Here is a 25175-nt window from a genome sequence, read left to right as displayed (position 1 = left end):
TTCAATATCGTTTCTTGCCAATGCTTCCAGCGCGTAATAAACGGGATTGATGTTGCCGGGCTGGTAGAGGGTGCGCACCGCAGACCCCACCTGCATGTACACATCCCCGCTCGCGTTCCCCGGCAAATCAGTAACTATCGAACTAATCCCTACGCCCGTTTCAAAGGCATTAACGCCGCGCACCGCCGCAATTTTATGCAGCTGCACCGTCTGCCCTCCGCCCGTCAGCAAATAGAGGCTGCCGTACGAAATATATTCGCTCTCGAATTTGTACTGGGTTCGTTGATGATAGATAATTTTATTAACGATTGAAGGTATAGGCTCGTTATGGGAGGCCGGAATAAAGCTGGTTGTGGTTTTCACTTTCCAGCCATCTGCGGCTGTCAGCGCGTAAATCTCACGCACTCGCACCGTATAGCCGTTGCGCTGTGTGTCTCTGATATTATCAAAGGTAATGTCCAGAATTTCGCCGCTGTTGTGGGCCAGATTGTTACCGGGGATGACGCTGTAAGAATCCAGCGTTAAATCAGATCTTGTCGTTTTGCTGCCTCGTCCGATGCCTATGGTAATTTTGCCTGCGCCGAGTATGCGCCACGGAATGGAGAATCCCGCAAAGTTGGAATAATTATGTTGACCGTTAGGCCCTGTGAAGGGAAAGACAATCGTGCTGTGAGTCCCGGCAGGCACTCTAACCTGCGCATACTGGCCGGGAATGAAAGCGGTAGTTGCCGCCGTCCCTGTCGCCGTAATGCTGCCCGTGTTGAGGTAGGCGTGCTGGGAAAAAATGTCCGTCACTCCGGCCAAGCCTGCGGCATGCAGGCGATTGACCGCTGACGTATCCGTCGGCGCGCCCACAGCCAGCGGGATGTTGACGCCGCCGTTGGCGTTAATAGCCCCCGCCGCCGTAAGACCTCCGGCCAGCGTCATATTGCCCGCGGCATCCACTTGCGGGATAGCCTTGAGAACTTTCCTCGTTTCTCGGGTGATTACTTCCTCAACTTGAGCATTCATCGCCTCGTGAGTAACAAAATCTTTTGAATCCAGAGGAAGGAAAACAGCTTTCATACTCCCTACCGTGAATTCCGTCACAATGGTTTTACAAATAGAGGCATTGTTTCCCGTCGCCGGAATAAAATCGTAATCATCCCCAGCATTCCCATATGCAAATAAAATCTCTTGCTCGCCGTACCTAGTAAATACCCCCAATTCCCTATGATAGAAATCGGTGGTAATAATGTCGGTAGCCAACCGCGCAAAAACCCTTATATGCCCTCCTTCCTGTTTTTCGATTTTTTCAATGGGAAGACGGTGAACTTCGTGGACAAGGGAAGTCTTGGCCGTTATATCGGAATCCTCCAACAAACCATCTCCAACGCCTACTCCGGAAAAAGTCAATGGCGTCCCGCCTTCAAGGATCAAATCTTGAAGCAATTCTAACCCTGCGGTGGTGATTACCATATTCTGAAAAGATGCCATAATATTTTGATAATAATTTACTTAATATAAATTTTAGGAGATTCGGAACCGGCTTGACGTGTAGAAAAAGCCAATCCTGCATTGATTCCAATGTCCGGCGTGTGTTCCTGCCATACGTCTACCCGCACGCTCAATGATTTATGGATGGCCACGGTTGCCCCAATATACATCGGGATGCCCGCCAAAATCTCATTGACTACCTTTTCCAGCCATTGGGATTTTCGTTTCACACGCTCAAGGATCTGCAAAAACTTCGCTTCATTCTCTTTGGACATGGAGCTTGGATTATCTACAATAATGCGGAAATAATGGGGCTGGCCGCCGTAATTGAACCATTCTTCAACGCGCGCCCCTCCGAAGATATCATTCACCACATCAGCCACGGCCCCTACGGTTCCGAGCTTCATGTAAATTTTGTCGGAATTGAGAATCGTGGCTCGTTTTTGCTCAAGGGAGTAATCGGAATTGTACCAGAAGATATTCAGCTCGGCCGCCAGAGCGTCAAGTTCAGCGTTCCCCAGCATGCCTAACTGGTCCCAGGTGGAAAGCCTTTTGACTTGCTGAGCAAGCGGCTGCAACACTTCGGACAATCCATCAGCCAGAGCGCAATTATCCTCTCCCGCTCGCATGAACAGGGGAAGGAGTTTCTTGATATCTATGTCTTCCAGGTTCATTCTTCAATGGTTACATGGGACACATTGATTCGTCCATTCCAGCGGGGAATCTGCAAATCGGAAACGGACGTGAAAACAGGAGCTTTCACATCCACACGAATACAGGTATCCAGCAGGTAGGCTCTCAACCGGTCCGGGTTGATATCGCGCCCTATCACGCTATTCTGCCATTCGCGGTATTGTTCAATGGCCCCCCCTGCCCCTTCAATGGCCTGAACAGTTTCCGATTCCTCAGCCTTGGAACAGTAATAAGTCAGTTCGATGCCATATTCGATGGGGGAAGGTCCTGATACGCTCACCTTGTCTCCCAGCGGCTTGACATCATCGGCAGTCACGGCGGTGAAGACCTCTTGAAGAGTGGCTTCTGAGGGATCTGCTCCATGGGCTTCACAAATGACAAGCAACACGGTTCCGGCCTCCTGCTCGGAAATCACTTTCACGTCAGCCACATTGGCACTCGCTGACTTGGCAAAATAAGAATAAGCTCCGGCTGTGCCTGCTGTCGTGAATCCTGATGGCGCCAGCCTGATACGTTCCCGGTAATGGTTATCACCGGTTCCATCATCCCCATTTACCGGATCAATGGCAGACGGGTAAGGCTCCCCGTCATCCCCTCCTGCGCTCTCTGCAATGTTGACAACCCCGGCCACAAACGGTACATCATCAGCAAACGTCTGAACTCCCCCTGCAGGTATGCCGTTTGTCTTTATCCCTCCCTCCGTAGCGGTGGCCGCCACTTCCACGGTCATAGCTCCGGTAGGTATCATGGCCGCTGAATCTGTGGCAAAATATATCGTGTTATCTGCTGTGCATCGTGTTCCCGCTGGGATAATCGTCGGCACCGTTCTTTCAGCAGCCAGCGAAAACTTGAGAATGGTTCTGGCCGGCGTTGGAGATAATCGGCTGCACCCGACACGTTCACCGAGCGCATCCAAAACCTTACCCCTAGCATAGGTCAACAGGCGTGACTTGCAGGCTTCGTTCATACTGGATACCAGGACAGAAAGAGCATATGCCATACCCTCCGCAAAAATCCTCCGTTCGTCTCCGGGATAAAGCAATTCACCCGTGGCATTTTCCATCTGTGCCAACAGGTTATCTTTGAGATTCCCAGCGTCGATATCGGTAAAATTGATGGGTTCCTCCTGCATATTGTTAGATGGTTCCGTTTGCCGTTAAATCGTAATTCCCCAATTCGGGCATACCGTCCACATCAATTCCGTTGAACGATATCCGAGGTTCATACTGGGCGGCCAGCCAGTACCCTTCCGCAATCAGCAACGGACGAGCGGCCGTCTCTGGTTTGTCCGTGATGGAACTGTCCATGCCGCGCAATACATCAAATCGCACTTCTCCACGCGTCATCCTGAACAGGTTGACAAGGCAAAGTTGAGGCAATCCATTTCCTGAACTTTTCATTTAATTCCGGCCTCCTTCTGTAATTTCTTCGCCTCAGCTCTGTCCGCATCTGTAAAAGCGAAAGACATACTTCCTTTTTTGGCCTTCTTTTCCCCCTTGGAGGGGCCTTTCCTGCGTTCCTTGACGTCTTTCCCGGTTACGGAAAGGGGCTTGTCCTCCATAAACTCCAAAGATAAATCACAGGACATCATTTCACCCGTTGGTCCAAATACGCAATTAGTAATATCCACCTTCATGAGGATAGACCGGACAGGACCGTAAATCCTGTTTCCAAGGATAAATGGCATGGACTTTCCAAGGTCACGTACCCATGAATTATACTCCGTAATCGGAGGCAAACCACCGGCATGAATGCTGCTCATGGTCGACACGACGAAACTCTGCGGCTGGTCGCCTCCTTTCACATCAAGAGGATTTTGGGCTTCCGTGGATTCCTGCTGTTCCACTTCCAGACTGGAATCAAGCCTCATGCCGTCCAGCAACGGGCTATTTGTCCGCTCTGAAACTTCAAAAACATGTGTCCCCCAAAACCCAATCATTGTCCCAAGCCTGAATCCATCACAGCGGAACAACAACGTGTATATTACTCACTTCAGAATTACTCATTCCAACTTGACTGATAAAAAATACCAAGTATTATCATAAATCTCCATGGAAAACAATGATCATATTTTTTCTGAAATTGACAGTAATATAGAATTAATAAAAGAAAACATTATAAATTTCAAAAACAACAATTTTCGAGATATTCAATTTTGCGATTACTTACTCACTCATTTAAATCAAACAAAAAGAATAATATCAAATTTAAAAACAAGAAAAAGCAATATAAATACTATCATTATAAATACAATATATAAAACAACATTAAGTTTAGCAAATCAAAAAATAACATCTGAAAATATAAATACTATATCTCAAATAATACTCTCTAAACTACCACCCAACAATAGATATAACGATATATTAGATATATATAAAAATGAAAAAGCAGAATTAGATTCGTTAAAAAAATCCTGTCATGAACTATATTCTCAATTAGAAAACCAGCTGTCAACAACACAAAAAACTATAGATAAACAACTAGAAGGAGCAGCTCAAATAGGTCTCGCACAAGCTTTCTTAAAACGTCAGAAAAAACTTGAAAAATCTAAAATTATTTTTTTATTAATATTCTTTTCCGGATTATCATTAATAATCTTAGCATCCCTTCATTTTGTATCAACATTTGAAATATCAACATCTAACAATCCTATTTCGATAGAAGCAATTATACAACATATTTTTATTAAAATTTATATTATTATTCCCATAGTATGGGCGACTTGGTTCGCAGCACGCCAATATGCTAATGTTAATAAGATTGCAGAAGATTATGCATTTAAGACAACTTCAGCAATGTCATTTGTGGGATATAAAAAAGAAGTAGAACATGATACAGAAATGAAAAGAGAACTCCTTCGCACAGCAATAAATAATTTTGGAGAAAATCCTACCCGTTTACTCAATAAAAAAGAATGTGTAAGTCCGGCACAAGAACTCTTCCAGGCGTTTGAACTTGCTAATGGATTTTATGGTAAATCTAAAAAAGATAAGTAATGTAATCTATTTCGGAGATGTAGTCTCTCCATTTTGGGAATCCGTATGCGTATGTTCGGCCAGACTGACACCTTTTCCGGTCACATCCTCCATCACCGTCAGACTTCCCCGGATGGTTCCGTCCCATTCACCGTCACATCTTCCTATGACGTATCCTCCCATGGATTCATCTTCCAGATAATAGACGGATTCTCCAACGCGGATATTCCCCATCGTCTCTCGCCAGTAAAACGGAATCACCAGTTCATGAGTCACAATGCCAGGATCATTATCAGGCACGCAACGGGCCTTCCTGCCATCAATAATACTGTGGATTTTTCCCTTCTGTACGTTCATAGTCGTCAATATGAGAGAGGTTTCCTGATCCAGAAACGCGTCTTCTTGGCTTTCAGGTCGTGGCGACAACGGTAAATAAAGGCAGGTCCCATCCATCCGTTGGCAATAATCTGGACAACGCTTCCAGCTGCCAACTCCCGTTGCGTGTTCATGCACACCTCCCCACGGCGGCTCTTCTTATTGGCATCCCGGAGAATGGCCTGGGATATCCGGTTGGCGACAGCCTGAGTAGATGCCATTTCGGAAATGGTCGTGACCAGTTCCTTCCCCGTTTTCACATCTCCATCTGCGCCGGTTCCGGTAAAAGAGGAATTCCGTATCTTGGCAGAGCTGTAGGCCGTATGGGCGTCATCCGTGAACTTGGTCTCTACGGTCGGCCCCAATGTCAAAATCTTGGCACAGTCCCGGTTCTCCATGGTCTTCTCATCATATAGGCACAGCGTTTTGTCATAGACAAGGAAAGATGCCCCGGCAAACTTGCACCGTTCGTGCAAGAAAGCCAAATCAGACTTCCCACGCTGCTGTACATACGGGTATTTGATATCGCTCACGCCGTAATTTTTCACGGAAAGTTTGTTGTCCCGGGCTACAGTAGCGGCCAACTGGGGAAGGGACATGTTTTCAAAGCTCCGGCTCTTCTTGTTTGTAGCCGACTTCGGCACGCTGAAAGCCCGCAAAGTGTATTCTCCGGAAGAAGGCTTGAGAGATTCAATGAACATCACACCGGAATTGACCACTCCGTCTGTAATCTTGACGGTATCCCCTTCCTTGCTCGGTTTCCAACCTACCCATCGGCGTTTGGTATCGGCAAAATGTATTTCAAGGGAATCGGCTTCCCCTTCGGCGTGCATCTCATAAATGCACCCTGTGACGGAAATACTGGACGTAATATCATCATCATTGATGAATACGCGCAAACCGCCTGATTGCCGCTCTCCGGCATCTTCCGTGAAAGAAAGGTAAATCATGGCATCAATGATCTCTCCATCCTTCCCGATCATGCCTACTTCCCAAGAAACGTCCGTCAGCATGAACGAAACGCCTCCAAGAGACGTGCCGGAAAACAGACTTTTTGCCAGATCTATCGCACCGTTCAAGGTAAGAGCCTGACGCCAGTCGGATGTCTGCAATGTATCAAGCACGGAATTGGACAAGCTCCAGGCGGCGCCACTGCTCAGGTAGAGGGGAGCACTCACTCCTTTCAGGCGTTTCAACGCTTCAAACGTCAGCCAGGGATTCCCACCCGTCAGTTTGGAAACATGGATGGAAAAACCGCACGTTTGTAATTCCCGCCCCGTTACACGGGACATACCATTTTCAGTATCCTCTTCGATCTTGATGCCTGCAGAAGCCTCAAAATCTGAAACTGGCAGAAAATGGCCCAGGATGGGGCCAAAAGGAAAAAGCTGCCATGTTACTTGAGCTCCGAACATTTCATTCCCCCTTTCTCCACGGAGGCAGGGACTCCGTATTCTGAGGTTCATCCATGACGGGAATCCGCACCTTCTCCCCGCCTTCAAAAATGACGATATGGGCCAAATCCGGATTTGCGGCAATCAGCACGTGCATCAGAGCTTCCTCCGTCCATGCATCAAAAGCTATTTTGTCCCAGGTCTCACCCCCTCGGGCTGTGTAAATGGAATAATCGTCAGGCATATCGTCCCTTGCTCCTTTCATTCAACCCGTCTTCAATCATGTCAATCAAATCGGGCATGACTTCACGAAGTTGCCGGATAATATCACGCTTGCTGGTTCCTTCCCCGGCCTTGATAACGGGGGAAAAAGTAATGCCTCCTACGTTGTAGTTCACAACGCTTTGTCTGGATTCCGACACGGGGGTGGCAACATCCATCCCCAGCATTTCCGCCGCAGTCATCAAATATCCCTGGTTGGCCGCCCGGTAACGGGGATCAAAGGAAATAACAGCCTCCGTTCCTGCCTCTCCACAAATAGACGGTCCGGACGTAAAACCGCCGGCTGCTTTGGCCGGCATGGATTCACCACCGAATCCGAACCATCCTTTTACCTTACCAGTAACAGCTTGCTGTATATTTGCAACGCTCTCGATCATGGAATTGATCTTGGCAAACACATTCTGAATCCATTTCATCAGCACTTTCAACATGTCGATGACTCTCTGAATGGAATTTCTGAATGCCGTTTCCAGCATCTGGCCAATCAGCGGGAATAGAGGCTTCACTACATCATACACTCTATTGAAAGCTGTGCATATCCGTTCAATCCAGGCAATAACCTTCTTGATGTAAACCTCCACCTGCTGCAGAACGACACTCAACGTCGCCTTGATGAAATCCAGAATGGGGGGCCCAATCACTTTCACGACGGCCAAAACGGCATCAAACACCACGCGGAACCTCTCATACAACCAGGACAGCACTTCCTTGATGCCTTCATAAACCCGCTGCATGACGCCGACGAGCCCCGGCATATTTGTCTGGAACCAGTTTACAACGCTGCTGATACGGTCATTGATCCAGCCGCAGATATCATCCCAACTATTCCACAGCCATGCAGCGGCAGCCACTACACCGGCAATAGCAAAGGGAATCCAGCCGATGGCGACGACGGCAGCACCGATAGCCACAACAAGAGCGCCGCCAAATACTCCGACGAAAAACTTCCAGTTCTTGACAACAAATTTGTAGGTATCTTTAAGTCCATGAATGACTTTCTCAAAATCCACCTCTTCAAGATACTTGGTAATGGATTCCCCTGCCGAATCCAGAACCTTGACCAACTTTTCTGACAAGTTGATGACATGCGGCAGAGCTTTATCAGCCATGCGTTCCAAGAGGGGAAGAATCTTTATCCCTATCTTGGTCATGAAATTTCTGGCAATATTGACAATCTTCGCCCATTTGGCAGCGAAATTATCCATCTGTGCCGTATAGGCTTTCTCTGCAATCCCGGAAGCTTCAAACATGGCCTTTGTTTTGGCAGCCATGTTGTCGGACTGAGCACCAACGAGGGCCAAAATTGCAGTTCCGGATTCAACGGAGCCGAATAAACTGGTCAAGGCCAAGGCATTCCCGCGACAACCTTTTTTGAGTAGGAGTAATGACTTGTGAAGACCCAGCGTTTGGAGCATGGCCTGACCGCTCTTGTAGCCGGATTGCTTGATGGCTGCTGCCATTTCCTTGCTTGGCTTCACAAACCCCTGAATGACGGCTCGGAGTTGTGTTGACACTTCGGCAGCGCCACCAGTCACGCCTGTCAACGTAGCATACGCCCCGGACAACTCTTCCAGTTTGATGTGCATGGCTGCGGCCATCGGCACTACACGTCCCATACTGGCGGCCAGATCCGGAAAGGTAGTCTGACCCAGCTTGACAATCTGGAAAGACATGTCTGCCGCCTTTTCCATAGCGGCGGCGGAGGTATCGCCATACCCTTTTGTAACGGCAGACAACAAACGAATGCTCTCAATGGTGGTTGCATTCCCGGCCTTCGCGGCTTTCGCGGCAATGCCCACCCGTTTGATCGTCTCTTCGTTGTCCCCAAAAGCGGAAATGGTTTCATAAAGTCCGTTGGTCAGGTCGCTCGTAAAAACGGATGTCGTGTCGGAAAGATCCAGAACATCCTTCTGCAGCTCTCCAACCCTCTTGTGAACATCGCCGTCCAAAAGGGTTGCCACATTGGACATCTCTTTTTGAAGTTCGATGGCCTGACCAACGGACTTTGCCGTAATCGCGCCGAGGGAGGCTACACCGGCAACCGCCCCCGTGAGTGTAATGGCGCCCAGGGCTTTGTACTTGGACACCAGAAATCCAACACTTTTATGGACACGGGAAAGCGTCCGTTGCAGAGACGGGTGAATTACCCCGCCGATGCTTACGGTCGCTTTCATAGTCTTTTCCCGCGCCATAATGGTCTATCTCCTTTTTTTACGCCGGTGCGCGTTCTGTTTTTCCGCCTTCTGGCGTTCCTTCTCGGCATCTTCTGCGGCTTCCTGAAACTCCGTCCAGAAATCAACGAGAGGCATTTCCATCAGCTCTTTTCGGGTAGCGTGGAATCGCTCGGAGTAGATTCGGATCGCCCTTCGGAGGTCTCGTTCGCTTGCTCCTCGGGCGTGGCTCCAAAAAAATTCAGACCAACCAGCATGACCTTTGAAACGTCACTTCCCCGGAGGCGGTCGAAGTCTTCCACGGTCCATCCCTTCCCCTTATTGCTCGCCAGAATGACTTGCACGCCAATCGAATAATTCATTCCGTAGTCATTCACGGGAGTGACCTCAGGAGAATATCCGCGGCGGTTCTTCATGGCGGTGAAATAATCATTGGCCGTGAACTCCCCGAAATCATATTCAATTTCCCGGATATCCTGACCGTTGATCTGAAACGGATACTGTAATTCTATTTTTTCCATAATATGGTGTGTTGATGGTTAATTGTTGATATTAAAGCATGCTGCGGATGCTTTCAGAGTAGTCTTTGCCGTTGATCCAGCACACGCCTTTGACGACATCAATGTCCAGATACTTGTTTCCGTCCACGTAAAGCTGATAGGAGAGGACAGTAAACGGAAGTTCGTTTTCGCTGGCTTCTCCCGCGGTAATCTCCACTCCGGGTGCCGACTTGGGAATCACGCGCATGAACGCCTTGATATGCTGGGCGGTACTGGTACCGTCAGCGGACACGCTCTGCTGGGCGACATTGGAAATCAGATCAAACGGCTCCGGAGTAAGGGATTCCAGGAATTCCTTGCTGACGCCTGTCTTGGTAATGGATGCCTCCATAGCCTCCACCTGCTGCCAGACTGGCAATTCCAGTTTGCCGCCAGCCGCCTGGATTTCTACTATAACGGGGGTAACTTCAGGCAGCTTGATGGGGATATTGTACCCTATCTGTTCCCCTTTCGCGTAAACGGAGGAAGCAATACAAGCCCCTTTCAATTCTTGAAACTTCATGAATAGTAATCCTTTCTATATTATATTGAGTGTTATGCTGAATAAACGGACAGACCGGAATCCGTGTAGGAAACGGAGATGGTGCCACTCTTGAACTGTGGCGTGGGCGTGGCGGACAGGTTCCAGCGGAAATCTCCGTTCATCATGTCGGAATCGGCATTCTCGCTCGGAAGGAAAATGCACTCCGGATTCCCGACAAGGTATCCTTGGGCCACATACCCGGCCAGCTTGTCATTTTCCCGGTGAATGATCTCGTCCCGAAGCTGAATAGTCATCGGTTTGTCAACCCTTGGTGCCCATTCCTTCTGGAAGCTGTTCACGATGTGTTCCAGCATCCGGATATTCGTGTCAAAGATATGGAGGGCATCGGACGTTACCCCGAACGCATAGGCTGCCGTATGGCCGCCCCAAAGAACCCACTTCCCGTTGAATGGCGCCACGGTGGAGATGCCGTTTTCGTTGAGTGCATTCCCCGTCTCCTGGTCAAAACCTCTGTTCTTGGCACCATCGCCGAAATACTGGCAAATGACCGGCACCGCCTTGTTGGAACAGGTCTCGCCGGGAACGCCATCGTGGTCATTATCCACCATCTGCATCACCCAAACGGCCAGTGTGGAAAGATGGTAAATCTCTCCGGTGCTGGTCTTTGCCTGGGGCCAGAACACCTTGGAATATTCAGATGTGTACCCGTTTGCCTTCTTCCAGGCTTTGGCGGCTTCTATGGTTCCTGCATTTTCCAAGGGGATATCAGCCGCCACGAAAGCCATCCAATGACCGTTGATCTTCTGGCTGGCGGTAATCAGGGCATTATACACGGCTGGAATATGGGACCACCCGGGGGCGGCCAGCAAATTCGCAACCTGAAATTCCTGAGCATAAAGGAGGGGAAGAGCTCCAATTCCGGAATACTCCCCTCCGGACGTCACGCCGCCGATGATATCTTCTGCCGTAACGGCAGAGCTGTCCACAACGTGATAAGTGGCATTCACCGTCGTCTTCGTGCGGTCCTTCACGGTCACAATCACGCAAGAACGTGTAAAATCGTAATCAAGGGAATAATCCGTTCCTTCGGCCATATCGGCCAAGGCAAACGTATCAAGAATGATTGCGTCGCTGATGAACTCGGCACGACCATTCGTGAACGTGAGAACCTTCTCCACTTGTTCCGCTTTCCGGTGCTTGTCGGGATCAAGAACATTGATGATGTAAATAGGTCCGCAATTTCCCAGCGGATTGTTGAAATGGGCGCTCACAGCCTCACAAAGCGTGTAAGATGCCCAGGTTGACGAATACCCGCAAACCGCCTGGGCCTGCGTGAAATTGGTAAGCCTCACGGGGGTATTGATGACGCCGGAATCGGCATATCCCCTCACGAGGTTGACGGGAGCGGTCCCGAAATAAACGGGAATCGTCCCGGACTGGATCGCGCTCTTGGCCTGGGTCGCCCCAATGCCTCCATACGCGCCGTGTAGGTATGTAGTAGCCATAATATTATAATGATAAGTTTGTTAAAAAATCAGAAGAGGAACTGTGAAAGTCGATGGAAAAAGAAATGTGCCCCACAAAGAACGGATAATGGTCTATCAGTACCCTGTTTTCATGCATGGGTCCAAAAGTCAGGGTATCCGTCCTGATACGGTGGCCGTTGATGATGACGGCTCTTTCAAGGCGATCCCTCGTCAGGTCAATGAAAGACACAAGGTCCCGCCATCCCTCGGCGTTTGGCGTGAACTTGCCCGGCGTGTGTTGGCCGGGATTCCACACCTGCAGAATCAGGCGAACATCCAGAGACCCGGACCTTTTTACGACATCATGTTCTCCCTCGATAAGCTGCACGATAATACTCGGTGCCTTGTAATCTTCCTTCTCGGATTTGGAAGAATCAGGCGGAGTGAAAATCGTGAAAACGGTTGGATGCCCCATATTGTAGGCATACTTGGCCGCATTGCTTGACTTGAGTTCCGGGGGAACCTTGAACTCAAGATCATTGACCACGTTGTCACGTAGCCATTGTGCAATGTCATCGAGAGCTTTTTGTGTTGTCATAATCGTCAGATATTTTCCGTGAGTGAAACCACGGACATCCCAAGTTCTTCACGCCATGCCGCGACCAGGTACACCCGGTCGTCAACTTCAAGCGTTGATCCTGCTTCCTGCGGCTGTGGCATGTCTGCCGTGGCCGCCTGCAATGTCCGCTTTTTGACGGTAAGGCCGTAATCCTGGTTTCCCGGGATAAGCTCTTCATCATAGAAAACGGCAATGATCTCTTTCCCATCCACGACATGCCGTTCCCCGAAGTCTTCCAGATTCAGGAAGACTTCGGAGATATCGGCATTCATGTCGGCTTTCAGGCTCATTCGATGCCGTGTTCGGGATTGACGGTCGGAATGTCTGCTTCCAATGCTTCCAGCGCGGCAATCAGATCATCCTTCCTCATGGTTTCCACATTTTCAATGCCGCTCTTGGTGGCCAGCTCACGCAACTCGGCCACTTTCAGCTTACGCAAATCCGGCTTCTGCTCTTCCTCATCTTCAAAAGATGAGGAAGACACCAATACGGCAATGCCGCGGTCAATCAATTCCTGCCCTTTGTCAGGATCAATTTCAAAGGGAGGATCCTGCGGGCGCCGGAGAATGACACGTCCTCCCTCGTGTTGCCCGTAATTACTTTTTACCTTGATAATAAACATAATCGTTATTCCTTTCCGGTAATATTTGTAAGACTTATGCACCTGCGGAGGCCGTCAGCACGTCGGCACACACCCAGCATCCCTTCTTCTTGGGAACAAGAAGCGGACGGCTGGACAGGATGAACTTCCGAATATCGTCTTCATGGTTGGAAATATACTTCGGAACGTACTTTTCAGCGTAGGTGTTGAACGGACCGCCCGGCTCATCCATTTGAGTGACGGAGGCATACAGGGTCTTTCCGGCATTGGGTGCAGTCATGATGACTTTGCTTGGGGCGATGAAGGGAGTCATGGTTCCATCCTCGTCTTCGTATTCCTTCATGTACTGGATAACGCGCAGAAGAACGCCGTCCACGTTCATGAATCCCAACACGAGAGCGCCGGACTCCTGAAGCTTCGGCTCAATTTTACCCATTTCAAATCTGCGGTTGTCGAACAGTTTTTGAATGTAGGAATTGGACTGAATCAGTTCGGCCGCATCCGCGCCGGCGATCACGTCAGCGGCGGCACAGCCCTTGGACGTCAGCACGCGGCTCATGGCTTTCAAGTCACCAAAAAGGTTGGCGTCAGCGGCATCCCATAGTTTGCCTGGCGTATAAAGGCAGTCATTGACATCTCCGTGGAATGCCACAGTCTTCTTCTCCGTGGGCTTCCCGTCTTTGTCAATATACTGGCATTCGTAGCCGTCCGCCGTCAGGCAATCTGCGGCCATCTTCTCTTTTCTGCGGCGGATGCGGTCTTTAAGGTCGATGAAATCACGTCCGGCAATAGCCGCTTCGCGCTGGTCTGGCGCCATACCGGAAAAGAGGGATTCTCCGAACCCTCGCTTCTTCAGGTCATCGACAGACAACAACCGGGAAGGAGCGATACGGGCCGGGGAAAATTCATCCGTGTAAAACGTATCCCGGTCACTATTGACGCTGCCTACCTTGATAAAAGGAGCCAGCTTTTTGTTTTGGGTATCATAGTCCACAAGCACTTTGTCACTGTGGAAAATATCTGTGCCTGGGTCACAGGGGAAATAGGTATCGAGCAGGAAGCTCGGCGCCGGTTCCAACCCGCGGACCATGGCGATCAAGGTCTGCGGATCTGTGAGATCAATGGTGGTTACTGCATTTGGGTCCATACTAATGGTTTTTCTATGGTTTATTTTTTGGGTTTGGTAGATTCGTTGGCGGCTTTGATGGCCTCTGCCAGCCTGGAAGTATAATTACCTCCGGCCTCGTTTCCTGTGGGAGCAATGGTTACTCTTCCAGTATTGCTATCCTGCAAATCCGCAGCGCGGGAATTGAGGAAGTTGGCGCCGGAAAACTTGCCGGAGCTCATGGCTCTGAATGCCAGTTCCTGAGCGGTCATAGGCGTTTCTCCGAACTTGGCATCCTGAACAAGTTCCGGGTCAATACCGTTGGCAATGGCCTCAATGTCGGAAAGGCGCTTGCGTTCCTCAGCAATGGCCTGAGCAATAATTTCCTCCTTTACCTTGGCGTCCGGCTCCTGACTGGTTGCCATCTTCTCCTGCAGGGCAGCCAATTCGGATTTCGCAGCGGCAAGTTCCTGCTCGGCCTGCAGCAACTTTGCCTGAAGGTCATCCTCGGAAGAATCTCCTTCGGCAGTCTGTTCCGATTGAACGGAATTGATGACGGCGACATGGAACCGATCCGGTATGGCTGCCCGAAAATCGGAAGACAGAACATGCCCACCGGCTTGCAACACAAACTTTCCGGAAGCGGAGGCGACGAGCTGCAGCTTGTTCGCCACTTCTCCGTCGATAAGAGTATCCGCAAATCCGTTGTCAATGGCTTCCTGGCCGGTCATCCAGGTCTCACGCGTAATCAGATTGCGGAGCTCTCCTACTTCCTTTCCGGTCTTGGCGGAGTAAATGGCGGCAATGGCATTTTCCATGGAATCCATGGCCTTGACCATCTTCTTCATGTCGGACAGATTCAGGGCATCAAACACAAACGTAGAAACGCCGTGAATCATGGTGATGCTGCCGGGATAAACCTGAACCTCGTCACCTGCACAGGCAATGACGGAGGCGGCCGAAGCGGCAATCCCTTCCACAATGACCGTCTTTTTGCCGTTGAACCCTTTCAGGGCATTGTGAATGGCAATGCCGGTAAACAGATCCCCGCCGCAACTGTTGAGGCGTATAGTCAGATTGTTCTTTCCCTTGCATTTGGACAAATCGTCCAGAAAGCCTTCCGGGGTGATATAATTCCCTTCAATAGCCTGTCCGGTCCAGAAGTCCACGGGCTGCTGGGAAACAATATCGCCGTAAAGCACGATCTCCGCGGTATCGGACCTTTCATCCGCAACCACGTTCCAGAATTTAGGTGGTGTATTCATTTTCTTGTTGTTGTTCGGTATCTTTCTTGCTGCTGTCTGATGACAAGCTCTTTCTGATAGAAACTGCCTCGGAAATCATCACAAGCAGGGGCGCGAATTGGTCCATTTCCTGAAGAAGTTGTTCCACATTCTTGTTGAAATCTCCGCCGTTCAGCTCCGTTGTTGCCTGGGTATTCGTCTTCCAGCCATTCCGAACCATGATCTCCATGGCGGTAGCCTCCTTCACCGGGTCAAGGTGAGGCATCGACGGGCCATTCCACTCATGAGCCAGATAGGCGGCGCGTTTCAGAGGATCGGTAAAAAAGCCGGGAGCGGAAATGCGCCCGCTGGCAACAGCTTCACAGAACCATGCCTCATAAACGGGTTTGCAAAAGGTGGAAGCAAACTCTATCCGGTCAATCACAACCTTCTTCCAAAAATCCTGCAATGCAGCACGGGCCGCGCTATAAGACGTATTATAGCTCTTGAGCAACACGTCAACCGGAACCTCCATAGCGGCGCCAATCTGTGTAGCAACAGCCCTGACAAAGCCGTCAAAGCTATTCGTGGGATGCTTGGGGTCAACGCTCTTGATATCTTCTCCCGGACGCAGGAAGGCTACACCACCGGGAGACATCTCATAATCCTCAGGATTCCGGTCATCTTCATCGCCCCCCTCTTCGTCGGCATCGGAAGACAGACCTTGAGGTTTCAGGGCAGGTCCGTCACCATCCGTTTCTGTTGTAACGTAAATGGTAAAGCAGGTTTGCAGGAGGGCGGCGGCTTCTTCGCTGTTCAGGTAACGTCCCAACTGCATGATATTCTCAATGCATGGCGCAAGACTGGTAACACCACGGTACTGTTCAGGACGTTCGGCATCCATGATGTGGAGAATATTCGGCATTCCGGTTCTTTTACCGATTGCCTCAACTCTGGCCCATTTTACTGTTTCAGTTGACAATTCACCCGGAAAAGTATTGCGAATATGATATGCGACTACACGCCCCTTCTCATTTACCTCAACCCCATCATAAATATTATTACCGGTATCGGTATTCTTCCCATAGGTAGATAGTGGGGATACATTGGTGGTACTCGGAGTGCAAACACGGTCGGCTTCAATCAGCCGCAGGCGCAAGCTGTAGGGATGCAGAATATCAGTCTCACCTACATCAAACAGGGCGAAAGTATCTCCAGATGTCTTCCAGGCCATCAGGGCAATTTGCTGCTGTTCGTAAAAATCGCTTAACCCGGAAACGGAGGCAGACCTGCGGTCAGCCGCCCACAACTCAAACTCCATTTCCAGAAGCTTGTTCAGCTTCTTGGATTCATCTTCTGAAATGCCAAGCATCTTGCCGTCCACCTGTGCATGCAAGTAAAGCCCCGGCCCGACAATAGCCGTCCTCAAGGTCTTGATGGCGGAAGTCGCCAGTGGCGCCGACATGTAAAGGGAGCGCGCCCGGCTGCGGAGGACGGAATTGTGACGGTCAATATCCTGTTTGGGAGAGCCGGAAACAGCGTGGTATTTCTTGAAGGCGCGGCGCGTCTTGGAAGCTCCGGCATCTCCATAGCCGTAATTCCTGAACTGCTTCCGAACCTTCGCTGTATATTTCTTTCCCATATGTTCAACAATCTTTCGGGACAAAAAAGGCAATGCATCTGCGTCCACCCCCGGAAAGTTCACGCTCAATCTCTCTTATCTCCGTTTCAATTTCACGGAGGTAAACCCTCAATTCCCCAAGGGACATATTATACGCAGCCTTGTTGCGTGTACCGATTCCGTAGCTCTGCGCCTTGCCGGACAAAACATTTCTGATCGCCTGTTTGACGGCGCTCTTGTCCTCATTCAACTCAACAAGGCGTTCCCGGAGTTTGCTGGTGCGCGTGGTTGCCATCGTTACGGCAATCATGATGGCGCCGGAAAATACAACAACGTGTATATGACTCAGTCATTCCGCAAGCAACAATACTGTGCTGTATTTAGATGAATAGCACTCTTGAAATTTTATTCGACTATTGTACACTTTACTTCTTATGAGGACTTCCACTCTGCACAAAAAAATAAAATCAAAAAGAAAAAGATTTCCTCTTCTTTTTGTAATAAATTTTCTTATTATTGCTGCTATAATTTTTTTGTATTGTATCTCATATATATCCTCGCGCATCTCAATATCTTTTCTTATACTTGTTGTAATATTAGAATTTTTTATATCTTATAAAACTATTCGAGCTTCTTCCTTTTGGAATTATATTATTACAATATTTATAGAAAAAAGATGTGGAAAAAAATACCCAAACTGGAATGCTATCGGAGGAATTACTCCCCTAGTATTACCTCTATTAACACCATACTTAACGCCTAACCAATATCCAGAAAAAACTTCTAATGCAGATACCCTGCCTCAAACAAATATTATTCAATTAGAAAACAAATTATACATTAAGCAAGAAGATATAAAAAAATTAACAGAAGATAATTTAAATCAAAAAAACATCAATTATATTTTTAAAATAAATAAAAAATATCTAACTCAAGATTTATTAGATAAGCATGAATTATTGAAAATAACATCTGCCGTATTCCATCTTGTTTTCAATTATAATACAAATCAAATCCTTGAACTTTCATACTATCACTTTTATAAATGGCCTCATTTACAAGAATTTTGCAACAAAAAATTAAATATATACAACAAATATGAAATAGAAGTATTAATATCTCTATTCAAATGCTATAATTATTATTACTCTGATAGTCGAAAAAACCTTCAAGGTATTGCAGAAGATTATCTAAACACTATAAGAGAATATGATATATATTTAAAATCATACAGCGATGCTAATATATACTCCAAGAGAGATTTTTATCTAAAAAAATTCAAATCCGAAGGTGTTTTTTATCTACTATATAACATGCTTGAAGACGTAGAAGATTTAGAAGATATCACAAACCTAATGCCCAAAGAATACGAATGCACCTTATCATATAGTAGAGAAGCAATATCTTCGTACACCACAAAATCTAAAGCAATTTTAGATATAACATCGCAATTTGAAAATGACAATCCAGAATTAGCTAATCCGATTGATGACATTATAATCAAGATCAGGAAATATTTTAAAGTACATGATGATTGTTATAAAAACTTAAAAAATTATATTATGGATACTTTTGCCATTGATATAGACAGCTATCATATCTAATCAAAAAGCCTATCTTTGAAAGATGAGCGCCGCGGACGGCGTGGAGTAGAAACCTTGACAGTCTTGGACGGAGCATCCCGGAGCGCTCGTTCCCATGCATCAAAATCCGGGTTGATGACCTTCACCGCTGCCCGTGCGTAATTCCGGCAGTCAAGAGCCTCGTTTCTTTCATGTCCGGGAAGTTTTACCCATTTCATCACATTTCCCTCTACCACTTCCACTTCTGACAATAACCCGGTAAAATAGGCCATGTCGTACCCTCTCGACTCGTCGGGGAAGTGCATGTAATTTGGCCCCGGAGCCTGAACCTGGACGGCAGACATAATCGCGGATTTGCCGGCGTTCACCCCGAGATTATAAAGAATGTAGGTGTTATTCTTGTTGCCCGCAATCGGTACACGGTTCGGAGGTGTGATAAAGGGACGCCCATGAGTACCCCATCCTTTTACGGCAAACACATTGGCCTTTTGCCTTTCCTTGCACCTCCGTGCAATTTCATTCGTGAATTTGCCGTCGCCGGAGTCGGCAAAAGTCATGACAACCCGCAAAGCTCTGCCGTTGGCAAACTTGTAGGGACGGGAAATGAGACTGTCCAACTGTTTCCACACCTCGTCTGAATCCGGAGACCCGGTAATATATCCGGACTGTACCCCCCAGCTCTCATAATAGTGTCCCCACCCAACAATTTCATATTGGGCATATTTATGCTGGAAGTCCACGCCGCACGTCAAAATCAGGGGGCCGCAACCAGGTTCCCCCGGCAAGTCTGCATTCTCCGGATACTTCTCTGCCCGTTTCAGCAATTCAGTTTCATCGGCGACGGTATTCCTCTCTTCCCACAAATCACCCACATCGGTATTCTTCCACACTTTGAGCCGTTCCGGATCTTTCTTTGCCTTGCAAAAATTCTGGATGATATCTTTCCACGGGCGCCAAGGTGAAGCAAAGCCTCCGAGCCAGAATGACCGGCAACGGTTATTCCGAATGGCATCGGGATTCTCCGCTTCCCAGCGGGAATCTGATTTTTTGACCTCCTGTTCTTCGCTGACTTCCCCGCATCCGGGGCATTTCCATCCAGTAACGTCAACATACCACGATTCCTTCCCTGCTATCCGTTTCGGTTTGGCCTTGAACTGGATATCATCAAAGCGCACCTCATGATATTCTCCGCACCGTGGGCAGCGCGTCTTCCACCGTTCGCGTGTGCCCTGCGTATAGAGGAATTCAATTTGAGACGCCCCCTTGATTGTGGGAGTAGAAACGGCAACGCGCTTTCGGTTGTAAAAGGTATTCTGACGGCGTTTTGCCAATTCCCATGGATCCCCGTCTCTGCCGGCGCTTAAAGCAAAGCGGTCAAGCTCGTCACCGATGACGTAGCGCACCGGCTGAGAAGACAAATCGCTCGCACTATTGGAACCAACAAGGGTCAGCATACCTCCCGGAAAGGACTTTTGCAAAACAGTAGAAGTTGCTCCCCGCCCCTTCTTCTCCACGTCACGCACTTTATCACGAATCTTATCGCATGCTTTCAGCATGGGAGCCACGCGGAGACGGGAAAACGACATGGCATCTTCCTTTCTCGGTTGGACGTATAGAATGGTTCCCGGGTCCTGGTCAATAATGTAGGCAATGATATTCAATTCCAATTCCGACTTCCCCACCTGGGAAGGAGCCACAAAAACGATTTCCTCGATGTTCGGATCTGAAAAGGCACACATCGGTTCCCGCATGTAGGGGGTTCGGTTCGTCCTCCATTGACCGGCTTCTGCAGATAATCCACCAGCCAGACGGCGGTACTTGTCCGCCCACTGGTCAACGGAGAGATCCTCCGGGGGCAGCCACAGACTCACCGCTTCATTGTATAGATCTGCAAGATGTCTTTTCTCCCGGGAATTCATGATTCTTCCTCCTCTTCGTCTCCGTTGGACATCTGGTCTCCGTCTTCTTTCATGAGGTCTGAAAATCGTGAGGGGTCATACGTATGGGCGGCCAGCTCTTCAAATACCCCGAAAATGGCTTTTCGCAGAATAATCGCTGCCTCATTCGGTGAGGCTCCGGCGCAATCCACCGCGCAGCGCCCAGGAATAGCCATGAAGGCAGCCTTCGTTTCCTGGACCATTCCATTCATGAGAGTGCGAACATGTTCGGCCTTGTGAACTTCGCCACGCAATAGGGCCAGCTTGATTTCCTCAATCCGCGCCTTGGCCTTCTTGCATCGGACTTCCGCCTCAAGGCGCTGCCGTTCCAGAGAAGAAGTCTCTTGGCGGTTCTGCAGGTACTTGATGTAGGAAACGAGGGATGCTCCGAACACATATCGTTTTCCCATGGGTGTGTCCTCGGTCACAAACGCCCCGTCCGCTCGCAATGCCTGAACACGGCGGACGGAAAGGTCAAGAAGCTTGGCAAGCTTCTCAGCCGTAATGTAACCCTTCCCGGCTTCTTCGGATTTAGTGGCCTCTTCTTTCATGCTCTTTTGTAGCGGTTTCATGCCGTTTCAACAGCATTTCGTGCTTTTTCCCCTCTCTTCCGAAAATCGACGCATGGGGGGTGAACCAAACGACGAAAAAAAAATTGAAAAATGCGCCTTATTTGGGGTGGAGCCCAGCGCATGGAGCAACGCTGCCGGACAGTACCTTGGCCCCTCGGCCGCCGCCCCTTGACCATTCCGATTCCCATCACCGCATCAATCTGTTGAAATGGTGGTAAAACCGGCTCTCCAAGTCTCGATTGAGCTTGGGCATCCATATAGCCTTGACCTTCTTGTTTGTAATGGCCTGAGGAACGGACGTGGACGCATGAACCATCGGGCGGTTGCTCTTACCAACTACGAATGCCCGATTCCTGCCATCCACAACAAATACTCTGTTCCCGTTTTTACCTTTGATGACCGCTGGCTTCCCTCTGAACGTTTCAACCGTCACCTCGTAGGGCTTGGGTACTCTACGCCGTACTCCGTTCTTACGGACCGTTATCTTTGTCCTGGGCCGTCTCTTGGGGGCAGTCTTCCACTCTGCATGCTTCCTGCCTTTGAAGGCTACAGCAAAGGAGGCTATCGTCGTGCCTTGGAAACTGGTACGAACATGGGCCTTTCCGGCATTTCTCCCTCTCCCTGTGTGATCGTAAGCGTAGGCTGAGCATGACGCCACTTCACTCTTTTTGATTCTGTACACACTGGCAGTAGCAGCAGAGACGGCGCCGGGCACGCGACGTTTCATGTCTCTTACCGTCAGATCATCGACCTTACGTGCCCGCTCATCCAGCATATCAAGCTGGTTCAATAAATCGCTGGCATCTATCTTGATTTCCATTATTTGGTAACGGTATAGAGTTTTGCAATCAGGGATTCCCCTTTCGGAGTCAATCTGTAATTGACGTGATGCCGTCCATCTTCCTTGCGGGTGATAAAGCCATTTCTCAACAGGGAACGGATGGAACCGAAGAATGATCCTTCATTGACCGGCACATCTGACAGAATAGCCTTTCTGGTTACACACCCCTTCTGAATGGCGACGAGAATGAGAATATCCAGCAAGGGGGCTTTCTGCCCCGGCCTGATGGACCAAACGTTTTTCAGCAATCCAAATCCAAAATCTAATGCTCTCATGTTATCTCTCTCCTTTCAAACGGGTCATGATAAGCTCCACCAGCCCCTTATGCTGGTTATGGCGATATTCCCCCGGGTACTCCATGTTGAACTCAATTTCCAGAGCTTCCCTTACTCTGTCATCGTCAAGCTTACGCGGACGTTTGGCTATTGCATAAATCTGAGATGCAGACCTTACACCAATGATTTCCACGTCGTAAAAGTATTCCTCAAGCAATTTCCTCAATGTGGCGTGGGTGTGGAAATGCTGAATGGTCCATACCCCGGCCCGGAAGGTGGCAGAGAAGTTTTCTTTATCAAGAAATTCAATGTTCCGGCTTGGGGCGTTCGTGTATTTGTAGTCTAAAGCCTTATCCAGAAACCCTTTATTGCGCGTGCCGAGTATCAACATGCCATTCTTGGAAGCCAGGGCATTACAGGCAGTCAAGACGTAATGCTCAAACTTGGAATTGACGACTGAATTGAGAACACTATCCAAAACGACCAGATTAAATAGTCCGGATCTGGCAATGTCTCGTTCAATGAGGCGTATTTGACGAACTACTTCACGGACATCAAGCTTTTCCTCCCTCTGGAAGTGTGGCTCATAAGGTAAAATGTGATATCCCTTTCCTGCCAAAATCTGAGCATACGCACAACGGCCCGCCCCAAAATCAATAATCCGCATGTCCTTACGCAACCTGGGAATCACATATCGTTCGTATGTTGTCGATTTGAGGTCACGTTTCCCGCCTCCGTTGAGACGGTGCATCTGGCACAGAAGCTGGTTGTAGGATTTTACGCCCAGGGAATCATAGTAATACTGTCCGTATTCAATTCCCAGCAGTTCAAGCATGTCCTGTTCGTCTTCATCACGGATCACGTAGCAAATGACCTCACGTTTCAGTTGCTTGGAGGCAACGGCATAGTCACTATTCAGCAGCACATCCCCCCGTGTATTGCACACGATGGAACCCCATTCCCCATATTTCATGATAAGGCGGCCCATTTCAAAGACGATGGTCGCATTATCATTTTTTTCGTAGGAAAGGTGGTCTGGCTGCACAATATGGTATTGTCCTGCAGAAAGGTTTCCGCACACGCGAGCTTTGCTCTTATTGGTTTCTACGCTGTTGTGGAACAGGTTGAACCTGATTTCATCAACCTGGGTAATACCGTTGATTCTGACCGCGGGACAATGCGTCATGCCCAGGGCTATCATGGCACGTGTACGCTGGTGTCCGGCAGTCAAAATACCGTTATCTCCATTCACAATAACAGGTTTGATGACTCCGAATCTCCGGATACTCTCTTGCAGTTTCAGGAATTTATCTTCGGCCAGTTTCCGGGGGTTGTAATCAGCCGGAGTCAAGGCCGCAATAGGATAGCGTTCAATGAACTCAATTCGCATACCGTTTGTCTCCCTTGTTCAACAATTCTGTGAATATCCCCATCACATTACCGTTATCATTGAGGTAACGATCATAGAATTCCTTGAAGCGTCTGGCCTCTTCTTCGCTCAAGATAATTTTGATTGTTCCAAACTTGACAAAGTTCTGAGATGTGGAACCGGCTTCATCACGTTCAAGGTTCAAATCTTCTGGAATGTCCTCTGGAATCTCATTTAACATATCATCAATTTCACGGTCGGAAAAACCGGTCAAAGTAAGAGGGAATTCACCTGATTCAGACATTTGCCGTATAAGAAGCTTCAAGGCGTCGTCATCCAAGTCAGCCAATTCTGCGATATGGTTGTCGGCAATCAAATCGGCCCGTTCATGTTCCGGCGTTTCGTAGTGCTGTATCTCTACAGGCACTTCTTCCAATCCGGCCAGTTTGGCCGCCGCCAAGCGGCCATGCCCCTTGACGATCATACCGGAAAGGTCAGAAACAGTAATAGGAGCTCTCCATCCGGCCAGCCTGATAACTTCAGCCAGTCGTTCAATCTGCGTATCAGGATGACGGTTCGGATTATCCGGATTTTCCTTCAAGTCAGCTACTTTCCGTATTTCATCGTAGCGACAGAATACCGGCACTCCTGATAAAATAACCCTGGCCTTTTCTTCAACATCAAGACGTTTCATACTTATGTTGAAAGGAAACTGACTATAGAGCGCAATCAAAAAATTATCAGGAATTATATTTTGAATAAATATGACGAATTTTGAAGAAAATGCTTGTTGTCTATTATCAGGTTAAACATACTTTCAATGCCGGATATAAAATTCCGGCATTAACACAAAACACGACTAAACAATGAACAACGAATACAGGTGGATTGCGACAAGCAACAACGGCAACAGCTCAACCTCCGCGACAACCTCCATTGAAAATGCTATTGCAGCGGCCCGAGATCACTGCGTAGAGAAGGGAGAATGGATTGAAACAATCATCATTGCCGACTCAAACAAGGAAACGGTTCGGGCATTTAAACGCACCGGCAAAGAAAGTGAATGGATTGACTGCCTGAATAGTGACACTCCCACAAAGGAGGTTCAGCAGGCCCATGCCAAATGATGTGCAATGACGGCTCCCGGCAGCAAACTGCCCCCGGAAGCCGCCACACACAAAACGGCGACTAAACCGTTCTGCGGAGTAGTTACCTCAAGCATTCCACGAAGTCAAGAGAAACGCCGCCCTTTTTACGGGACGGCGTTTCATTATTCATCTGACAACCTTTCGTCACATTTCCGCTGTATCTCGGATAAACTGACATTCTTTTTACGTCCAGGAGGGGGCTTACGTGTAAAAAAGGAACCATTTGAAGCTCTAAATCCTCCCTTGGACATTGCCAGGTCAACCTTCCTCTTCAATACAGGATCCCGGCGAGTGTAATAAGCAAGGTTTTCTGCCGTGATTCCCGCAGCCAAACAGGCATCTTGCTTGGAGCTTCCTTGCTCCATGTAAAACAGAGCCATGTTAATTCGTTCGTTGATAAGG

General features: G+C 48.6%; 29 protein-coding genes. 3 read left to right on the top strand and 26 right to left on the bottom strand.

Annotated features, from left to right (window positions below):
* The 5 genes from WW58_RS01420 to WW58_RS01400 all read right to left on the bottom strand — a co-directional run.
* On the bottom strand, window positions 1-1476 hold a 1476-nt coding region (locus WW58_RS01420; RefSeq protein WP_046434764.1), incomplete at its 3' end, for a phage tail-collar fiber domain-containing protein.
* A 17-nt stretch (window positions 1477-1493) separates the two neighbouring features.
* Window positions 1494-2150, bottom strand: coding sequence for a phage tail protein I (locus tag WW58_RS01415; RefSeq protein WP_253822589.1), 657 nt, complete (start codon window positions 2148-2150; stop codon window positions 1494-1496).
* Complete coding sequence (locus tag WW58_RS01410; protein WP_288143388.1) at window positions 2147-3136, bottom strand: baseplate J/gp47 family protein; 990 nt, start codon at window positions 3134-3136, stop codon at window positions 2147-2149. Before WW58_RS01410 ends, WW58_RS01415 begins: the two co-directional genes overlap by 4 nt.
* 169 nt (window positions 3137-3305) lie before the next feature.
* Window positions 3306-3476, bottom strand: coding sequence for a hypothetical protein (locus WW58_RS12710; protein ID WP_253822581.1), 171 nt, complete (start codon window positions 3474-3476; stop codon window positions 3306-3308).
* A gap of 89 nt (window positions 3477-3565) precedes the next feature.
* A complete protein-coding gene (locus tag WW58_RS01400; RefSeq protein ID WP_253822578.1) occupies window positions 3566-4039 on the bottom strand; it encodes a hypothetical protein in 474 nt (157 codons plus the stop codon).
* A gap of 181 nt (window positions 4040-4220) precedes the next feature.
* Between WW58_RS01400 and WW58_RS01395 the strand changes: the two genes are divergently transcribed.
* Window positions 4221-5168 carry a hypothetical protein gene (locus tag WW58_RS01395; protein WP_046434757.1) on the top strand — a complete coding sequence of 316 codons (948 nt, stop codon included), beginning with the start codon at window positions 4221-4223 and terminating at the stop codon, window positions 5166-5168.
* Between the two features lie 6 nt (window positions 5169-5174).
* On the opposite strand, the gene WW58_RS01390 is transcribed toward WW58_RS01395, so the two are convergent.
* From WW58_RS01390 to WW58_RS01325, 14 genes are all read right to left on the bottom strand, one after another.
* Entirely contained in the window at window positions 5175-5504 is a 330-nt protein-coding gene (locus WW58_RS01390; protein ID WP_046434755.1) for a hypothetical protein, read from the bottom strand.
* 5 nt (window positions 5505-5509) lie between these two features.
* Window positions 5510-6814 carry a phage late control D family protein gene (locus WW58_RS01385; protein WP_253822409.1) on the bottom strand — a complete coding sequence of 435 codons (1305 nt, stop codon included), beginning with the start codon at window positions 6812-6814 and terminating at the stop codon, window positions 5510-5512.
* A gap of 124 nt (window positions 6815-6938) precedes the next feature.
* Window positions 6939-7160 (bottom strand): tail protein X, encoded by a 222-nt coding sequence (locus WW58_RS01380; protein ID WP_046434750.1) that lies wholly within the window; start codon window positions 7158-7160, stop codon window positions 6939-6941.
* A complete protein-coding gene (locus WW58_RS01375; protein WP_046434747.1) occupies window positions 7153-9372 on the bottom strand; it encodes a phage tail tape measure protein in 2220 nt (739 codons plus the stop codon). The genes WW58_RS01380 and WW58_RS01375 overlap by 8 nt, the downstream gene beginning before the upstream one ends.
* Window positions 9373-9512: 140 nt before the next feature.
* The gene (locus WW58_RS01370; protein WP_046434746.1) at window positions 9513-9890 is read right to left on the bottom strand and encodes a phage tail assembly protein; all 378 of its coding nucleotides are present in this window, start codon (window positions 9888-9890) and stop codon (window positions 9513-9515) included.
* 31 nt (window positions 9891-9921) lie between these two features.
* Window positions 9922-10431, bottom strand: coding sequence for a phage major tail tube protein (locus tag WW58_RS01365; protein ID WP_046434743.1), 510 nt, complete (start codon window positions 10429-10431; stop codon window positions 9922-9924).
* A gap of 32 nt (window positions 10432-10463) precedes the next feature.
* On the bottom strand, window positions 10464-11918 hold the full coding sequence (locus tag WW58_RS01360; RefSeq protein WP_046434741.1) for a phage tail sheath family protein: 1455 nt from the start codon (window positions 11916-11918) through the stop codon (window positions 10464-10466).
* A gap of 4 nt (window positions 11919-11922) precedes the next feature.
* On the bottom strand, window positions 11923-12477 hold the full coding sequence (locus WW58_RS01355; protein ID WP_046434739.1) for a hypothetical protein: 555 nt from the start codon (window positions 12475-12477) through the stop codon (window positions 11923-11925).
* A 5-nt stretch (window positions 12478-12482) separates the two neighbouring features.
* Window positions 12483-12770: a head-tail joining protein gene (locus WW58_RS01350; RefSeq protein ID WP_253822407.1), complete on the bottom strand. Its 288-nt coding sequence runs from the start codon at window positions 12768-12770 to the stop codon at window positions 12483-12485.
* Between the two features lie 14 nt (window positions 12771-12784).
* A complete protein-coding gene (locus WW58_RS01345) occupies window positions 12785-13120 on the bottom strand; it encodes a Rho termination factor N-terminal domain-containing protein (RefSeq protein WP_046434734.1) in 336 nt (111 codons plus the stop codon).
* Window positions 13121-13154: 34 nt separating this feature from the next.
* Window positions 13155-14246 (bottom strand): major capsid protein, encoded by a 1092-nt coding sequence (locus tag WW58_RS01340; RefSeq protein ID WP_046434733.1) that lies wholly within the window; start codon window positions 14244-14246, stop codon window positions 13155-13157.
* A gap of 20 nt (window positions 14247-14266) precedes the next feature.
* Window positions 14267-15469: a head maturation protease, ClpP-related gene (locus tag WW58_RS01335; protein ID WP_253822405.1), complete on the bottom strand. Its 1203-nt coding sequence runs from the start codon at window positions 15467-15469 to the stop codon at window positions 14267-14269.
* Window positions 15453-17069, bottom strand: a complete 1617-nt coding sequence (locus tag WW58_RS01330) for a phage portal protein (protein ID WP_046434731.1) — start codon at window positions 17067-17069, stop codon at window positions 15453-15455. The genes WW58_RS01335 and WW58_RS01330 overlap by 17 nt, the downstream gene beginning before the upstream one ends.
* A gap of 4 nt (window positions 17070-17073) precedes the next feature.
* Entirely contained in the window at window positions 17074-17358 is a 285-nt protein-coding gene (locus WW58_RS01325) for a hypothetical protein (protein WP_102727712.1), read from the bottom strand.
* Between the two features lie 124 nt (window positions 17359-17482).
* Between WW58_RS01325 and WW58_RS01320 the strand changes: the two genes are divergently transcribed.
* Window positions 17483-18652 carry a hypothetical protein gene (locus tag WW58_RS01320; protein WP_253822402.1) on the top strand — a complete coding sequence of 390 codons (1170 nt, stop codon included), beginning with the start codon at window positions 17483-17485 and terminating at the stop codon, window positions 18650-18652.
* Here the strand turns inward: WW58_RS01320 and WW58_RS01315 are convergent.
* The 6 genes from WW58_RS01315 to WW58_RS01290 form a co-directional block, all read right to left on the bottom strand.
* Window positions 18649-20550, bottom strand: coding sequence for a phage terminase large subunit family protein (locus WW58_RS01315; RefSeq protein WP_046434727.1), 1902 nt, complete (start codon window positions 20548-20550; stop codon window positions 18649-18651). The two genes, WW58_RS01320 and WW58_RS01315, sit on opposite strands and share 4 nt — an antisense overlap.
* Window positions 20547-21140, bottom strand: coding sequence for a hypothetical protein (locus tag WW58_RS01310; RefSeq protein WP_102727710.1), 594 nt, complete (start codon window positions 21138-21140; stop codon window positions 20547-20549). Before WW58_RS01310 ends, WW58_RS01315 begins: the two co-directional genes overlap by 4 nt.
* 187 nt (window positions 21141-21327) lie before the next feature.
* Window positions 21328-21960, bottom strand: coding sequence for a hypothetical protein (locus WW58_RS01305; RefSeq protein WP_046434723.1), 633 nt, complete (start codon window positions 21958-21960; stop codon window positions 21328-21330).
* A complete protein-coding gene (locus WW58_RS01300) occupies window positions 21960-22256 on the bottom strand; it encodes a hypothetical protein (RefSeq protein ID WP_046434721.1) in 297 nt (98 codons plus the stop codon). The genes WW58_RS01305 and WW58_RS01300 overlap by 1 nt, the downstream gene beginning before the upstream one ends.
* A gap of 1 nt (window position 22257) precedes the next feature.
* On the bottom strand, window positions 22258-23646 hold the full coding sequence (locus WW58_RS01295) for a ParB N-terminal domain-containing protein (RefSeq protein WP_046434719.1): 1389 nt from the start codon (window positions 23644-23646) through the stop codon (window positions 22258-22260).
* Window positions 23636-24319 (bottom strand): ParB/Srx family N-terminal domain-containing protein, encoded by a 684-nt coding sequence (locus WW58_RS01290; RefSeq protein WP_253822400.1) that lies wholly within the window; start codon window positions 24317-24319, stop codon window positions 23636-23638. The genes WW58_RS01295 and WW58_RS01290 overlap by 11 nt, the downstream gene beginning before the upstream one ends.
* A gap of 172 nt (window positions 24320-24491) precedes the next feature.
* Here WW58_RS01290 and WW58_RS01285 point away from each other — a divergent pair, with 172 nt between their 5' ends.
* Window positions 24492-24752 carry a hypothetical protein gene (locus tag WW58_RS01285; RefSeq protein ID WP_046434718.1) on the top strand — a complete coding sequence of 87 codons (261 nt, stop codon included), beginning with the start codon at window positions 24492-24494 and terminating at the stop codon, window positions 24750-24752.
* 143 nt (window positions 24753-24895) lie between these two features.
* Here the strand turns inward: WW58_RS01285 and WW58_RS01280 are convergent, their stop codons facing one another.
* Window positions 24896-25153 (bottom strand): hypothetical protein, encoded by a 258-nt coding sequence (locus WW58_RS01280; RefSeq protein ID WP_046434716.1) that lies wholly within the window; start codon window positions 25151-25153, stop codon window positions 24896-24898.
* Between the last annotated feature and the right edge of the window lie 22 nt (window positions 25154-25175).

The sequence above is a fragment of the Akkermansia sp. UNK.MGS-1 genome, assembly GCF_000980515.1.
Lineage (GTDB): Bacteria > Verrucomicrobiota > Verrucomicrobiia > Verrucomicrobiales > Akkermansiaceae > Akkermansia > Akkermansia muciniphila.
The sequence above is the reverse complement of the archived record's forward strand: the minus strand, read 5'-3'. Positions and strand labels throughout refer to the sequence as shown.

Excerpts from the sequence above, each read along its gene's own strand:
- WW58_RS01390 (WP_046434755.1), bottom strand. The coding sequence starts at position 5,504 with ATGAACGTACAGAAGGGAAAAATCCACAGTATTATTGATGGCAGGAAG.
- WW58_RS01325 (WP_102727712.1), bottom strand. The coding sequence starts at position 17,358 with ATGATTGCCGTAACGATGGCAACCACGCGCACCAGCAAACTCCGGGAA.
- WW58_RS01280 (WP_046434716.1), bottom strand. The coding sequence starts at position 25,153 with ATGGCTCTGTTTTACATGGAGCAAGGAAGCTCCAAGCAAGATGCCTGT.
- WW58_RS01385 (WP_253822409.1), bottom strand. The coding sequence starts at position 6,814 with ATGTCCCGTGTAACGGGGCGGGAATTACAAACGTGCGGTTTTTCCATC.
- WW58_RS01370 (WP_046434746.1), bottom strand. The coding sequence starts at position 9,890 with ATGGAAAAAATAGAATTACAGTATCCGTTTCAGATCAACGGTCAGGAT.
- WW58_RS01415 (WP_253822589.1), bottom strand. The coding sequence starts at position 2,150 with ATGAACCTGGAAGACATAGATATCAAGAAACTCCTTCCCCTGTTCATG.
- WW58_RS01350 (WP_253822407.1), bottom strand. The coding sequence starts at position 12,770 with ATGAATGCCGATATCTCCGAAGTCTTCCTGAATCTGGAAGACTTCGGG.
- WW58_RS01410 (WP_288143388.1), bottom strand. The coding sequence starts at position 3,136 with ATGAACGAAGCCTGCAAGTCACGCCTGTTGACCTATGCTAGGGGTAAG.
- WW58_RS01360 (WP_046434741.1), bottom strand. The coding sequence starts at position 11,918 with ATGGCTACTACATACCTACACGGCGCGTATGGAGGCATTGGGGCGACC.
- WW58_RS01290 (WP_253822400.1), bottom strand. The coding sequence starts at position 24,319 with ATGAAACGTCTTGATGTTGAAGAAAAGGCCAGGGTTATTTTATCAGGA.
- WW58_RS01310 (WP_102727710.1), bottom strand. The coding sequence starts at position 21,140 with ATGAAACCGCTACAAAAGAGCATGAAAGAAGAGGCCACTAAATCCGAA.
- WW58_RS01295 (WP_046434719.1), bottom strand. The coding sequence starts at position 23,646 with ATGCGAATTGAGTTCATTGAACGCTATCCTATTGCGGCCTTGACTCCG.
- WW58_RS01315 (WP_046434727.1), bottom strand. The coding sequence starts at position 20,550 with ATGAATTCCCGGGAGAAAAGACATCTTGCAGATCTATACAATGAAGCG.
- WW58_RS01305 (WP_046434723.1), bottom strand. The coding sequence starts at position 21,960 with ATGGAAATCAAGATAGATGCCAGCGATTTATTGAACCAGCTTGATATG.
- WW58_RS01300 (WP_046434721.1), bottom strand. The coding sequence starts at position 22,256 with ATGAGAGCATTAGATTTTGGATTTGGATTGCTGAAAAACGTTTGGTCC.
- WW58_RS01355 (WP_046434739.1), bottom strand. The coding sequence starts at position 12,477 with ATGACAACACAAAAAGCTCTCGATGACATTGCACAATGGCTACGTGAC.
- WW58_RS01380 (WP_046434750.1), bottom strand. The coding sequence starts at position 7,160 with ATGCCTGACGATTATTCCATTTACACAGCCCGAGGGGGTGAGACCTGG.
- WW58_RS01345 (WP_046434734.1), bottom strand. The coding sequence starts at position 13,120 with ATGTTTATTATCAAGGTAAAAAGTAATTACGGGCAACACGAGGGAGGA.
- WW58_RS01365 (WP_046434743.1), bottom strand. The coding sequence starts at position 10,431 with ATGAAGTTTCAAGAATTGAAAGGGGCTTGTATTGCTTCCTCCGTTTAC.
- WW58_RS01320 (WP_253822402.1), top strand. The coding sequence starts at position 17,483 with ATGAGGACTTCCACTCTGCACAAAAAAATAAAATCAAAAAGAAAAAGA.
- WW58_RS12710 (WP_253822581.1), bottom strand. The coding sequence starts at position 3,476 with ATGGACAGTTCCATCACGGACAAACCAGAGACGGCCGCTCGTCCGTTG.
- WW58_RS01330 (WP_046434731.1), bottom strand. The coding sequence starts at position 17,069 with ATGGGAAAGAAATATACAGCGAAGGTTCGGAAGCAGTTCAGGAATTAC.
- WW58_RS01400 (WP_253822578.1), bottom strand. The coding sequence starts at position 4,039 with ATGAGGCTTGATTCCAGTCTGGAAGTGGAACAGCAGGAATCCACGGAA.
- WW58_RS01285 (WP_046434718.1), top strand. The coding sequence starts at position 24,492 with ATGAACAACGAATACAGGTGGATTGCGACAAGCAACAACGGCAACAGC.
- WW58_RS01340 (WP_046434733.1), bottom strand. The coding sequence starts at position 14,246 with ATGGACCCAAATGCAGTAACCACCATTGATCTCACAGATCCGCAGACC.
- WW58_RS01335 (WP_253822405.1), bottom strand. The coding sequence starts at position 15,469 with ATGAATACACCACCTAAATTCTGGAACGTGGTTGCGGATGAAAGGTCC.
- WW58_RS01395 (WP_046434757.1), top strand. The coding sequence starts at position 4,221 with ATGGAAAACAATGATCATATTTTTTCTGAAATTGACAGTAATATAGAA.
- WW58_RS01375 (WP_046434747.1), bottom strand. The coding sequence starts at position 9,372 with ATGAAAGCGACCGTAAGCATCGGCGGGGTAATTCACCCGTCTCTGCAA.